We start from the raw sequence: 13,857 nt of genomic DNA on the forward strand, positions 1-13,857 counted from the left end.
CGAGGGAGCTTTTTTTGTGTACGAATGAAAAATGGTGCTGGGGAGCTTTTTGCGGGGGGAGTTTTGGGTTACAATGGATGAGAATCTGAAGTCAAAACTCGTTTTGCTGTTCTATTGCTTCTTTGTGTAGGTTATAGGGAAAGGTATTTAAAAGATAAATTTTCTTTTAAAGGATGCGAATTTTACGTTAATGAAAGATAAATGGTATTCAAACCAATTCGATGATACGATTGAAATAAAAAATCATTATGGAATTGCTGCCTCATTATTTTACAAATAGATCAAAATGGTCGCCCAGCTCCTTATATTTTAAAAAATCAGAATTACCGAAAATTTCAAGATTACAAAGTAATATTAGAAATGATTTTTGGCATTCTAAATATCCTTGATTATTTCAAAACCTATTAAGAATGATTTGCTAATCGTTCTGATTGTTTCGATAAACCGCTAACGGTTTCCCTAAGATGTGAAGTATTATCAGCCAATGAAGATGCAGATTGTTCAATTGATACTAGTGCGCGAGACATTTCTTTGGTTCCAATCTTTTGTTCAGATGCAACAACTTCAAGTTGTTTAGAAAGAGAGAATAATTCTTGAAATGAGTTTAGAAACGAACTGTGAATCGTTCCTTGTTTCTGAACTTTAGTTTTGAGTTCTTTAAGGTTCGATACTAAAATTTCGAATCCTTTTTCTTGAACTCCCATTTTTTCTTTTGTCTCTGATGCAGCAGAATTGCCACTCACAATTTGCTTCGCAGCCTGAGTTATAATATTAGAAATAAGTGATGCATTCTCTTGAGAACTATCAGCTAATTTGGCTACTTCTTGAGCTACTACAGCAAAACCCCTGCCGTGATCTCCAGCTCTTGCAGCTTCAATGGAAGCATTGAGTGCAAGTAAATTAGTTCTATCAGCGATGTCTCTTAAGATTTGGTTAACATCTTCTACTTTCTGGAAGCTCAACTTTATTTCTTCAAAATTTGAACTTACTGAATCCATCGCATTGGTTACCATTAAACTATATTGCTTCGACTCGTCCGTAGTTTGTTCAAGATTGTTAGTAGCTATATTTACTTCAGATAAAATTCTATCCATTACTGCGCTTTCTTGGTTCAGACCTTCAATTTTAGAAAATTGTGATTTTACGAAGTCACCTGCACTATTCATTGACGCAGCCAATTCTTCCATTGAAGCACTAATTTGTTCTACACTTGATACTTGAGTTTGGATTTCTGAATTGAGTGAATCCATAGACTCCATCATTTCTTGAACACTTTTATTTAAGGATTCTGCTTCTTTTTGAATATTTTGTTTCGTTGCATTCGCAGTATCAGATTTTCTACTTGCATCTTCTGCTGAAATAACTGCTTCCAGACTCGCGTTTGCCATAAATCTTACGACTGAACTCATCATATGTACTCCACAGATCATTGCAATTGAATTAATGCCAATATAAGGTATTGAGAATTCGTTTGGACCTGTTGCGATAAATTTGATCTCAGCCCCACCGATTACAGCTAGATAAACATATGATAATATGCTAAAAATCGCAATATATCCCACCAATAATGTTATTCGATGAGATAAGAGAAATCCTGAATAGATTACAACGAAAAATAAGGTAAGAATAACGAAAGGCAAATTAGCTATTGCAACCTTTTGTTCTGGTGTTATGGAAGTTATGACTACAATCGCAAAAATACTAGAATAAACTATTATATCAAGTAGTATAGAACCATACGCTAATCTAGGATAAAAACTTCCCCGTTTTGATAAGAAATATAAATATGCACCATAAATTATTATAAATAACTCCAATATAGATAATGTAATAGTCATTGTCCTATCCGTGGTCGGTATTGCGAACATAAAGAAGAGATTGATTGATAACATTACAAAGGCAAAGACTAGGCGAATGTTGTTCGCAATCATACTCCCCTTTTCCAAATAGTTTGAATTATTTAAAGACATACAATTGAATCTCCATAATTTTATGAGTTAAGGACTAGTCTCCATTTCATTGAAGGAATTTTACCCTAGATTTATCCTAAGATGAATTGTTGTTTATTTCGCAATGAAAAAATAATTATTTGATAGAAAACATTTTTCTCGATGTGACATTCGGCCTACATTGTACAAAATGTACAGATCATATATATTTAATTAATTAATATCATTTTGGAACTAGCGTTATGAAACCTTTGGCCGATTTGTTCAATTTGGATCAGGTTTCGAGTAGTTATTCTCTTTCGAAGTTAAAAATTAGTAATGGAAAGACGAATCGAAGTGTAAGGAAACAATTTCAATTCTTCAATTTGATCAGCATTGAATTTTCAGTTTAAAAACCAAATCCATGATTATTTGCTTCAAATATCCATTAAAGATTTGGTTTCTTTATCCGATGCTTCGAGATGGGTTTCTCGGAAAATGGAGTTTTTTGATTTAGTTATTTATAATATTCTAGTACAAGATTTGCCAGGTTTATATAAATCGGCTCTTTTGAGTAGTACCCTATCAAATAAAAACTATTCATTGTTTGTTTCCAGTCCATAGCTTTTGTCTCTCCCATGAAAGATTCACCGCCAGAATAAACCCGCGTATTCCCTTTGGTTGAAATTTCTCCACTAGGCAGAATTCTAGACCTCTGCCAAGCCGTTGATCGCGCTAAGGATTTCCATAAATTTTGTTTCCAAGAAACGTCTTCACTTAGAATGGAAAAAAGATTCATACCAACATTGTTTGCCACTCCCTGATAGCTGCTGTCCCAACCGCCACCTTCTAAGAAATATCCATCCTTGGTTAATAAAGCAATAGCGAGAAATGCAAATTCTTTAGCCGCAAATTTAAGATCGTTTCTTCCTAACCAAGATCCCAAGCTATAGAAAGCCAATGCATCGAATAATAAACGATTGGGTGCATTCTTGTCTCCTAGTTTAAGTACAGATTTTTGTGATAGTAGCCATGATGCGGACTGATTTAGTTTTGGACGAAGTAATTCGATTCTAGATTTATAATTCGAGTTAGCGGACGAATTGTACCACTCGCTCTGTTGAAAATCAACCAAACCCAAACCAACTGATGATAAGAAGAATGAAACTCCACTCGCTATATCTGCTGGATTCGGCTTTTGATCTTTTAAATTGTTCGGGATAGCTAACCTAAAGTTTCCATCTCCTTGCTGGTACTGAAACGAATACTCAATTGATTTAATGGCTATGTCTAGCGCATCTACATCTTCGCTTGCCACTGCATAGTCTGCTAGCTGGGATATCGACATTTGAAATCGGACATGGAAGTATCCAGATTTATTCTTACTAAGTGCTCCATAATTGTCAGGCGATGCTATTTTTGCCAAACCCTTAATTATTGTAGGATCAAATTCTTTCAAGACTTGCAATCGAGTTTTTGGTTCATAATTTGTGAACTCTAAATCCTTAGTTGTGTTCGTATTGAAACTTTTCTGCTGAGATATCTTATTTTTTTCTACGCCTGAACATTCTGTTCCGAACAATGTAATGAGTAATACTAAAAAAAATTTCGAGGTTTGAATGATATTGTTTTTCAAGAGTTGATCCTTTAATATTGTAATCGAATTTCGATTTTTTCCTTTATAAAATTAGTTGAGCTAGCTGAAAACGAATCTTAGATTGATATATTTAGATTTATGTTTTTTTTAAAAGTTAAATTATAAAAAAAATAAATTCTATGGTAAATTTGAGAAATTAATATCCCGACAGGATGAAGAATAATCCTAATAGAATATTTTAAACTTCAATTTAGAATCAGAATCTGTTTGTTGATTGAAACAAAGTTAAATTTCTTTGATTCAAATCATTGTTCGACGTAGGCTAGTTCCCGAGAATTTGTGCAGATCGAACTGGTATTTGTGATCCAAAATAATGCTTTCGTAGTATCCGAAAGACTTAACGTGACTTTTTCAATAGTTGTAGTTATCTCCGCAATTTAATAAAATAAGCAACGTACTGGTTGGATGAGTCGGTCGTATAAAATATATTTCCTAGCGATTCAGTGGTTGTCAATGTTAAAGACAGAGCTGAAGAAAATTCACCTGGCTCTGGCGTGAAGGTCGGCATTGCAATATACAAAGAATTCCCACATTGTACTCGGACATAAAGGATCGGCGTCCGTCCCACTGTGCTAGTCACCAAGGCTATTTCACTGATTTGTCTGGTGATTTTATATTAATAAATTAATATAAATACTAGTCTGAATAAAATAGAAATTTAAAAAAAATCATTTTATTAAGTGAGAAAATAAATTCTTGAGCCTCTTTTATCAATCAGTTCATAAAAATTGTATACTAAACAAGAGAATTCTAAACTAATTGAATTTCTCAATCACGATCGCGCAGGAAATTCTTATGATTCTTAAGTTTTTAAAATGTATATTATTTATGATTTCAATTCATTTGATTACAAATTGCAATCAAATTGATACCATCCAATATTCTCCCAATCTCACGCCATCGGATTTTCTTTCAGGACAGCACTTCTGGCAGATACCGCTTGGGGAAAATGGTTTTGTCCTAAGTCAGCCAAGCTCCAGCTTTTTTGTATTTTTACTTAGCTTCTTTTATATTTATGTAGGCTACCAATTCATTAGAGATCTTCGCGCTCAGAAATCTCGCTTATGGTGGGCGATCGGATTTTTCTTGACAGGCATTGCAGCGATCCTTGCCGGAATTTCCTACCAAGCTTTTGGTTATGAGTTAAAATGTTCTGGTCGAGAATACTGTCGTTGGACTACGTGGTGGGAAATAAATTATGAAATCCTACAAAATGCTGGGATGAATGGGTTCTTGGTTGCTGCAGCTTATACAAATGCGAAAGGTTTATTCCGTAAAATCTTAATTGGATACTCACTTCTCAATACGATCGTTTATTCTTGTTTAGTAATATACGGAGCGATTATTCCGATTCAATTTTTTATTTCCTTCGAGTTCTTGGAATTGTCTTGTCTGCCAGCAGTAGTTTTCTTCCTAGCAAGCTCTGCTTATGGGTATTTTACGAAGAAGGACAATATGAACTTAAACCTCTTAATTACTTGGTTACTCCTAATTCTTGTTATGATTGCTTATGTTGTGTCTTTAGAAATGGATCTTACTTCCTTGCTCTGGAATAAAGGCATCTGGTTTACAGAAAATGATGTGCTCCATGTCGGATTGATTTTTTGGGTTTGGTTTATTTGCAAAAAATTACCCGATAAAATCCAAGATCTGAACTAAATTAATGCAAAATTCCCTGCGATTAGGAAGAGGATTTCAATCGTATGGGACATAATCCCCGAACGGAACAGATTGAACTATCAAAAGCGACATAATTGCATGCTAGCTATTATAACTTACTTATGGGACATAATCCTTTATAATCGGGCAATCGAGTCGAATCTACCTTCCTCAATTTTTTTTATAATTTCTTGAGGATTTTCGTATTTTTTTCTTGACAAATTCTCGCTATAATTAACACCATTAGCTATGTCGAAAACTAACACTGTTTACCAAAAAACCTTCAATCAATTTACCCAATTTGTAGATATGTTCGCATATCCTCTCCGATTCTCTCATTACTTGGAGCTAATCAATCCTCTCTGGACCAAACATGCTCTTCAAGCGAAAGTAGTAAAAGTATGGGACGAAACCAAAGACTCTCGCACGATCACACTCAAGCCTGGACGTGGATGGAGAAATCATAGAGCTGGCCAATTCATTCGAGTTGGTGTCCCGATCGGTGGGATGCGCCATACTAGGACTTACTCGATTTCCTCTGCTCCTGGCTCAAAAGACGGCTGCATATCGATTACGGTTAAGGCAATTGATAATGGTCGTGTGTCTCATCATCTTGTGCGGGATCTGAAAGTTGGAAGTTTCTTACCAATCGGTGATCCTCAAGGTGAATTTGTTCTACCAGATGCGATTCCAGTTCATCCTCTATTTATAACTGCGGGAAGTGGAATAACGCCTGTTATGGCAATGCTTCGGAACTATTCTAAAGAATTTAGAGTTCTTCCTGATATTTCACATATCCATTATGCGCCTCATGCTTACGATGTGATTTTTGGAAAAGAACTGGACAATTTGTCCAAGAATCAGAAAAACTACAATCTCACTCGCATCTACACACGAGAGTTAGGTGAGAAAACTTCGAAAAAATTACACTTCAATCCGGAGCAATTGGAGACAATCTGTCCAGATTGGCGAGATCGTGAAGTATGGGCATGTGGTCCTGCAAGCCTTTTGGATTCTTTAGAAGAGCATTGGGCAAAAGCTGGACTCTCTCGAAATCTTCACACGGAACGTTTCCGAGCAAAATTGGCAGAGACTCCGACTGGAAGTATACTATCCGGAAAGGTAAATTTTACCAAAAGTGAAATTGATTATGATACTGATGGTGTAACGAATCTTTTGCGAGTGGCAGAAGATGCAGGTCTCAATCCAGCGCATGGCTGTCGAATGGGAATCTGTCATGGCTGTGATTGCAAATTGGTATCAGGTTCGGTTCGTGATCTACGCAATGGATCAATCACTTCAGAACCAGGTCAGAATATTCAAATATGTGTAAGTGCATCAATAGGAGATGTTGAGGTAGAACTATGAACAAAGCAATGTTAAAACAAGAAGTAGGATTCCCCGTTCCTCTCAATGAGGCAGAAATCGAAGAATTCGGTCGCGAAGTTGAAGAGATTCGAAACGAGATCATGGATTCACGTGGTGAACGAGATGCACGCTACATTCGTGGACTGATCAAAATCCAAAGATCAATGGCTTTGATTGGGCGAGTGATCATTTTTGCTAGTATTGGATTCTTGCCTGAATGGGGTCATCAATTTGCAAGTTATCTATACTTTTTCCCAGTGATTGGGCTTGGTGTGCTAATGCTCGCCACAGCGAAGATTCTAGAAAATATGGAAATTGGCCACAATATTTCTCATGCTCAATGGGATTGGATGAGAGATCCGAATATTCAATCGGGTAGTTGGGAATGGGATCATGCTGGTTCCTCTGATCTTTGGAAGCATTCACATAACGTGCGTCATCATACCTGGACCAATGTGTTCGGTAAAGATGCAGATGTTGCAGGATACGGACTCCTTAGAATTTTCCCTGAACAGAAATGGACGAAATTCAATCTAGGAAATCCCATCTATGCTCTGTTACTTGCTCTGTTCTTTGAGTGGGGAGTTGCCATCCAAGAATTAGAATTGGGACTCGTTCTAACTGGTAAGAGAAAATTATCCAAGATGCGTCCAATTCTTCGCAAGTCTGGAATGAAAATGCTTCGCCAAATTCTCAAAGATTATATTTTATTTCCTTTGCTTGCCGGTCCTTTCTTCTTCTATGTCGCCGGAGCCAATGCGGTTGCTTGTATCTTAAGAAATCTATGGACTTACATGATTATTTTCTGTGGACATTTCTCGGAAGGAGTTCATGTATTTTCTCGCAAACAAGTGGAGAACGAAACAAGATCGCATTGGTATGTGAGACAACTTCTTGGATCGTGCAATATCAAGGGTGGAAAGCTATTTCATATCATGTCTGGCAATCTTAGCCATCAGATCGAGCATCATATGTTCCCTGATATGCCAAGCAATCGTTATCCAGAAATTGCTCCAAGAATTCAAGCACTCTGTGCTAGATTCAACCTTCCTTACAATACAGGAAGACTCAGTCGACAATTTGGAACAACGATTATGCGAATCCTCAGAATGACTTTCCCTGGACCAAATCTAAAGACTAATGTAAAGCTTGCTCGGGCTTAACATTTTCTTAATCATGAAATCTTCAAGCTTAGTATTAGGCTTGGAGATTTATTGATTTACATCTCGAGAATAGGATTTATTCAATTAATTATTGAAAATTAATTTCTAAATTAAGATATCTTCCCGATCAACTTCTATGGAAAATCTCAAAAGATAGTCCGAATTGGAACCATGCTTATCTTATAAATTAAAAATTTCAATTGATTCATTCAGAGAAAAACGGAAATCTGTTCCTTAGATGTTGAAACAATTGAAGAAATATATGCATTGGTTACACCTTCGATGGCCTGCGGGACTAGTCCCGAGCCTTCCTGTTATCCAAGATTCGGGTGAGACCAATGTTGAAGGGGTATGGATCGTTGGTGACTTAACGGGCATTCCTCTTCTGAAGACAGCGGCAGATAGCGGATCTAAAGCTGTAATATCAATTCATAAGAAAATCAAGAATCAAACAAACAAAGCAAATTACAAAGACAAAGACAAAGAGCCAGAAGATTCAAGCGAATATACTAAGAATCGCAATATAAAAAGTGAAGATCTTATACTTGATCTTGTGATCATTGGAGGTGGAATTTCTGGAATATCTGCCGGTCTGAAAGCCCAAGAGCTTAATCTCAATTTCAAAATTATAGAAGCTGATCGCAATTTTGCAACGATTTTGGATTTTCCAAAAGGCAAACCAATTTTCCTCTACCCCCAAGATTTTATCCCAGATACGAAATTGAAAATGACGGGGGCAGTGAAAGAAGCACTGGTTTCTGAGCTGCTAGAATCAAGCAAAGTGCTTGTGAATTCGAATCGTATAATTCATGATAAAGCATACAAATTTGAAAAATCCAAAAATGGATATTTTTTCATAGTCAATGAAGAAGAACAAGAAATTGCTAAAGCGAATCATATTGTAGTTGCTATTGGCAATTCTGGAAACTACCGCAAGTTAAATATTCCGGGCGAAGATCTGGACAAAGTGTTCAATCGATTGCATGATCCTGCCGTTTATAGCGATAAGAAGGTGCTTGTTGTCGGAGGAGGGGATACGGCTCTGGAAACTGCAGTTGCTATTTCTGAATCGAGTGGCAAGGTAACGCTTGTTCATAGAGGTCAGGATTTTGCGAAAGCTAAATCAGAGAATATTGAAAAAATCAACGTTCTCATAGAATCAGGAGAAATAACTGCCTATTTGGATTCTGCAGTCCAGGAAATTAAGCCAGATTCCGTACGGATTGTACAGAACAAAAGTAAAGAAATTTTAATAAAAAATGATATTGTCTTCACACAAATTGGAAGAAAAGCGCCCTTAGACTTTTTTCGAAGATCCAAAATCGCAATCATGGGCGAATGGAACTATGGCAAGATTCTCACTCTAGTAGGTTTTTTGGCTTTTTGCATTGGCTTGTATCATTGGAAGATGGATGGATCATGGATTTCAAATTTTTTCAAAGGCAATCATTTATTTCCATTTGGATTTGAATCGTGGGCGAAGCATTTCTCCAAAGAAAACGGAATGACTTGGGTTCTTGCAATGAATTTGGTTAGTCCATCTTTCTATTATTCATTCATGTATACAGCGTTGGTTGGGGTTTTTGGAATTCGTCGAGTGATCAAGAGACCGACTCCTTATATAAAATTGCAGACTATTTCATTATTTTTTTTCCAAGCTCTCCCACTTTTTTTTCTACCTTATTTCTTGTTTCCTTGGCTTGGAAGTATCGGAGTTTTTGAATCTGGATTTGGTGCTTGGTTTGCGGATGAATTTTTCCCAAAAGTTGATTATGGTCTTGGGCGCGAGTATTGGCGAGCTTTTGGTTTTGTTTTAGCATGGCCATTGTTTATTTGGAATGTTTTTTCTGGATCTCCCATGTGGGGATGGTTGGTTATTAGTTTGATTCAGACTTTTGTCATCATACCAATCATTGTTTGGCGATGGGGCAAAGGTGCCTATTGCGGATGGATTTGTAGTTGTGGAGCTTTGGCAGAAACTCTTGGAGATGACCATCGTAAAAAGATGCCACATGGTCCTTTCTGGAATCGCTTGAATTTTCTGGGTCAAGGAATTCTCGCGATAGTAATGATTCTACTATTGCTAAGAATTCTTTCTTGGTTTGTTCCGGGTGTTGTAGGATATTACGCAAATTATGTATTTAGTTTCATATTATTTGGTTGGTTTCCACTTAATTACTATTATGTGGTAGATGTTTGGATTGCTGGGATATTGGGTGTTGGATTGTATTTTCACTTTTCTGGTCGAACTTGGTGTCGATTTGGTTGCCCGCTTGCAGCTCTTATGCATATCTATTCTCGATTTTCTCAATTTCGAATTTTCTCTGATAAAAAGAAATGTATTTCCTGTAATGTCTGCACATCTGTCTGTCATCAAGGTATTGACATTATGAATTTTGCGAACAAAGGAATTCCCATGGAAGATCCTCAGTGTGTTCGATGTTCAGCCTGTGTAGTCAACTGTCCGACACAAGTTCTTAGCTTTGGAAGATTGGATTCAGCAGAAGGGATTGTATTCGATAGATTGAAGTCTATATTATAGATGAATATGTTTTAGAAATTCTAATCAATATTAGAATATTCTTTGCTATATACCTATTCATAATCTATAAATATACTACCAAATCGCTATGGTTCATTTCGTACGCAACGTATCAATGGAGCGAATGATGTTTTAGTTACAGGATTGGATGCTCCATTACTAAATAAGACAATCCATGCATTTTTGGAATTATCAGCCGAAGTAGTTGAAGTCCAGTGACTAGACGGAGATGTATTCGGGAAATAGATTGGATCAATGGAAGGAGCGTTGAATCGATTGTCGACCAGGCTTAGTAGCTCATGGTAGTTCGGTAATCTCCATCCAGATCCCAGGGCTTCACATTCCAAAAGTGCATTTCCCCAATTACTTGGCATTACACTACCGGTCGCACAACTTGAACCAGACAGACCATTTACACATTTTCTCCATCTAAGTTTAGCATTGTTATCGGTTATAGTTCCATCACCATTGTCGGTAAAACTTCTTGCAAGATTAAGAGCTTGCGAAGAGACACACCTAACAATAAAGGATGTACTCGTCTTCATTGAGTTCTGAATTATACCTGTATTTCCATTTAAGTTCCATGCAAAGTTTAATCCAAAGGAATCTGTTCCCCTTCCAGTTAGAGTCCATATATTCGATGATGTAGAATTTGGGAAGAGGCTCGGATCTAAAGCAGGATTAAAATAGTTTAGCGGCGGAAGTGAAGCGACTTCCTGTTTAGTCGGAAGTCTCCAGTTTTTTCGATTCGCATATCCAGATTCAAAATTTGCCATATTATAACTATGACATGCATTTAAGGCTTGATACCAATTTAATTTCTCCTCTATACCAGAACAACCAACTCCAGACTGTCCAATATTACAGGTAGCCCATACAAGTCCTGATACATTATCGCGCGTTATATGTTCTCCAACTCCTGCGAGTATGGGACCTTCAAAAGAGCGATTCTGAGGTGTTCCAATGAGGCTTCCATCTTGGAGGGGATAGCTAGCAGAGACAACAGCACATACAGGAACAGATCCAGATTCATTATAGCAAGTCGAGACATCAGTATCCGAGATCTGAAAACTTTGATTCGAAACAGTTGTTGCGAAAGTTAATTCAATAGGTGTCAACAATTTATTGCCAGAACTATCCATTAGATTCTCAATATCAAGTTTGAATTGCAGTCTTGAATTTTCAGGAAACCAATACCAAGATACAAAAACATTTAAGGTATCATTTGCAAAAGATGTAGTTGTCCATACAAATTCTGGATTATTTGATACAGGAAGAAAAGTGCCGGCATCGGAAACAAAAATGTCCATTGAATGGTTCTTGTTCGTATCCATAGATTCTGAAAAGGTCAAAATGATTCGCCCTCGGCATGGATTCCCATCACAAGGTGGAACCTGCGATGAACCATTCAATGGATAAGTACTGATAAGAGTAGGAGGCGTTAGATCAGGCTCTATGACACTAGGAGGTTCTGGATTGGTAATTGGCTCCTGAGGCACTTCCCCTTCTTCGGAATCGGTGCCTTCATCTGTTTCCGTTGTGGAATTGGGAATACCAGTTTCGCAAAAGCTGGAAGATGGATCTGCAATACAGATTGCAATATTAATCTCAGCTAGATTATCAATATGCAATTTGTTCAGAGTTGGAAAAATTTCACATCCATAAAATGAGATCAATCCAAAACTAAAAATTAAAAGTCTTATAAATAATTTGAAGAATCTATGCAAAATAAAAGTTATGCGCATGAAACTTTTTTCTAATCATTGAAAACGATATCAACATTTAAAATATTATTGGCATGCAAATGAAATAAAAAAAGCATATATCGACCGTAATGCGAACCAATTGGATTAATGGAGTAAACGGGAAGAGTTATAGTCGGTTGTGATTGCCATCGAGTATTTATAATTTTGTCTAGAATTAATTAGTTAGATAGATATTTTCCAATGGCTATGGAAATATTCTTGTTATGCGATTGACAGTAGCACCATCGTAAGAGGTAAGTGAACCGGTTATTACTAGCTTACCTGTCGAAGTAAAAAATACGCGCGCGACTTCTCCAGAAGCACCGCTGATTGGATTGAAACTAGGATCAATTGCTCCTGATGGTAATATTTTCACTACTCGATTTCTTGTCTGTCCATTGTAGGTAGTAAAAGTTCCCACACCAAAAATGGTTTTGTCTGGAAGCTCTAAGCAATTGATAAAAGTGGATCCACCTAAACCAGTTCCAGGATCGAAGGATGGATCCAGAGCTCCGTTAGGTGTTAATTTAGCCAAATTCAGTCTTGGAGTCCCAGAGACAGTATTGAATATCCCAGAAATTATACTTGATCCGTCGGATAGAAAGCACTGCGAAGTAACAGTAGAATTCGGCCCGCCTCCAGGAGTAAAACTGGGATCATTGCTCCCATCGGGCATCAATCGATTTATATACGGTTTCGCTGATCCATTGAATGAGTTGAAATCTCCCGAGATCCAGATTTTATCATCTGGCATTACATAAATATCTCGAATCAATGCGTTGGCTCCCGTTCCAATCATAAATGTGGGATCAATACTTCCATCTGTATTAACACGCGCTATACGATTTACAGGAGTTCCATTGTAATTTAAAAACATCCCACCTATAATTAGTTTTCCGTTGGATTGAAGACCCGCAGCCCTGATGCGATTGTCTGGACCAAGAAGCGGATCAAAAGTTAAATCTAAATCACCATTTGGAAGTAATCGAGCCAAGCCATTTCTCGTAACTCCATTGTATAAGGTGAAATTATCGCCAATATAAATCTTACCATCTGAAGTAATATCCAGTGCTGACGCTCGAGAATTAGTCCCAGTGCCTGGATCAAAACTTGTATCAAGAGCGCCATCTACCAGGATTCTTGCAACACGGGATCTGGAGACTCCGTTATAAGTGGTAAAATCTCCTCCCACCACTATTTTTTCGTCAGGTTGGAGAATTGCTGAAAGGATAGCTCCTCCAATTGCTCCCGTTCCTTGGTTGAAAGAAGGATCTATCCCTCCCGATGCATTCGTGGTTGTTGTCACTTGTGATGCTTGCGAAAATGCACCAGCTGTATTTGTTGAGTAAACAGAATAGAAATAACTGGTAGAACTTGTGAGTCCACTATCCAGAAATTCCGAATTGGATCCCGTATAAACTTCAGTCGCACTTGCGTCATTTGCAGATTCAGGAAAAGCTCCTAGTTTTCGTAGAATTTTGACACCGCTAACACTTGGTTCAGTTGAATTCGTCCATTGCAATCTAACAAATATGGAACTTGGAGTTGCAGTAAGTCCAGTAACAGGACTAAGGGATACTTCACTTTCTGTTGAATTAGAACTTCCATTGCATAAATTCGAACTCGCATCAGTCAGGCAGATAAAGGCTCGAATTTCTAGAGCTTCATGGATCGGTAATTTATCAATGGAAGGCATAATTTCGCAAGCAGATGTACAAATTACGGTGAATATATACAATGCTATATTAATATATGATGAAATTAAGCTATAATTTCTCGACTCCATATTTCTGAT

At 37.2% G+C, this 13,857-nt stretch carries 8 protein-coding genes; 4 read left to right on the top strand and 4 right to left on the bottom strand.

Features of this window, described 5'->3' with window-relative positions; genetic code table 11:
• Nucleotides 1-404: 404 nt before the first annotated feature.
• Nucleotides 405-1,931, bottom strand: a complete 1,527-nt coding sequence (locus O4O04_RS04725; protein ID WP_272534505.1) for a methyl-accepting chemotaxis protein — start codon at nucleotides 1,929-1,931, stop codon at nucleotides 405-407.
• A gap of 514 nt (nucleotides 1,932-2,445) precedes the next feature.
• On the bottom strand, nucleotides 2,446-3,564 hold the full coding sequence (locus O4O04_RS04730) for a hypothetical protein (RefSeq protein ID WP_272534506.1): 1,119 nt from the start codon (nucleotides 3,562-3,564) through the stop codon (nucleotides 2,446-2,448).
• An 816-nt stretch (nucleotides 3,565-4,380) separates the two neighbouring features.
• On the opposite strand from O4O04_RS04730, the gene O4O04_RS04735 reads away from it, so the two are divergent.
• The 4 genes from O4O04_RS04735 (at nucleotide 4,381) to O4O04_RS04750 (ending at nucleotide 10,317) form a co-directional block, all read left to right on the top strand.
• Nucleotides 4,381-5,244 (top strand): DUF6962 family protein, encoded by an 864-nt coding sequence (locus tag O4O04_RS04735; RefSeq protein ID WP_272534508.1) that lies wholly within the window; start codon nucleotides 4,381-4,383, stop codon nucleotides 5,242-5,244.
• A gap of 249 nt (nucleotides 5,245-5,493) precedes the next feature.
• The gene (locus tag O4O04_RS04740) at nucleotides 5,494-6,612 is read left to right on the top strand and encodes a ferredoxin reductase (protein ID WP_272534510.1); all 1,119 of its coding nucleotides are present in this window, start codon (nucleotides 5,494-5,496) and stop codon (nucleotides 6,610-6,612) included.
• Nucleotides 6,609-7,775, top strand: coding sequence for a fatty acid desaturase family protein (locus O4O04_RS04745; protein ID WP_272534512.1), 1,167 nt, complete (start codon nucleotides 6,609-6,611; stop codon nucleotides 7,773-7,775). Before O4O04_RS04740 ends, O4O04_RS04745 begins: the two co-directional genes overlap by 4 nt.
• Before the next feature lie 262 nt (nucleotides 7,776-8,037).
• Nucleotides 8,038-10,317, top strand: a complete 2,280-nt coding sequence (locus O4O04_RS04750; RefSeq protein WP_272534514.1) for an NAD(P)-binding domain-containing protein — start codon at nucleotides 8,038-8,040, stop codon at nucleotides 10,315-10,317.
• Nucleotides 10,318-10,403: 86 nt separating this feature from the next.
• Here the strand turns inward: O4O04_RS04750 and O4O04_RS04755 are convergent, their stop codons facing one another.
• Both O4O04_RS04755 and O4O04_RS04760 read right to left on the bottom strand, forming a co-directional pair.
• Nucleotides 10,404-12,062 (bottom strand): Lcl domain-containing protein, encoded by a 1,659-nt coding sequence (locus tag O4O04_RS04755; RefSeq protein WP_272534515.1) that lies wholly within the window; start codon nucleotides 12,060-12,062, stop codon nucleotides 10,404-10,406.
• 205 nt (nucleotides 12,063-12,267) lie between these two features.
• Nucleotides 12,268-13,848: a delta-60 repeat domain-containing protein gene (locus O4O04_RS04760; RefSeq protein ID WP_272534516.1), complete on the bottom strand. Its 1,581-nt coding sequence runs from the start codon at nucleotides 13,846-13,848 to the stop codon at nucleotides 12,268-12,270.
• Between the last annotated feature and the right edge of the window lie 9 nt (nucleotides 13,849-13,857).

The sequence above is a fragment of the Leptospira sp. GIMC2001 genome (genome assembly GCF_028462125.1).
Classification (GTDB): Bacteria; Spirochaetota; Leptospiria; order Leptospirales; family Leptospiraceae.

What these genes read in the sequence shown, in the direction of transcription:
- O4O04_RS04735 (WP_272534508.1), top strand. Translation starts at nt 4,381, where the DNA reads ATGATTCTTAAGTTTTTAAAATGTATATTATTTATGATTTCAATTCAT.
- O4O04_RS04750 (WP_272534514.1), top strand. Translation starts at nt 8,038, where the DNA reads ATGCATTGGTTACACCTTCGATGGCCTGCGGGACTAGTCCCGAGCCTT.
- O4O04_RS04745 (WP_272534512.1), top strand. Translation starts at nt 6,609, where the DNA reads ATGAACAAAGCAATGTTAAAACAAGAAGTAGGATTCCCCGTTCCTCTC.
- O4O04_RS04755 (WP_272534515.1), bottom strand. Translation starts at nt 12,062, where the DNA reads ATGCGCATAACTTTTATTTTGCATAGATTCTTCAAATTATTTATAAGA.
- O4O04_RS04740 (WP_272534510.1), top strand. Translation starts at nt 5,494, where the DNA reads ATGTCGAAAACTAACACTGTTTACCAAAAAACCTTCAATCAATTTACC.
- O4O04_RS04760 (WP_272534516.1), bottom strand. Translation starts at nt 13,848, where the DNA reads ATGGAGTCGAGAAATTATAGCTTAATTTCATCATATATTAATATAGCA.
- O4O04_RS04725 (WP_272534505.1), bottom strand. Translation starts at nt 1,931, where the DNA reads ATGATTGCGAACAACATTCGCCTAGTCTTTGCCTTTGTAATGTTATCA.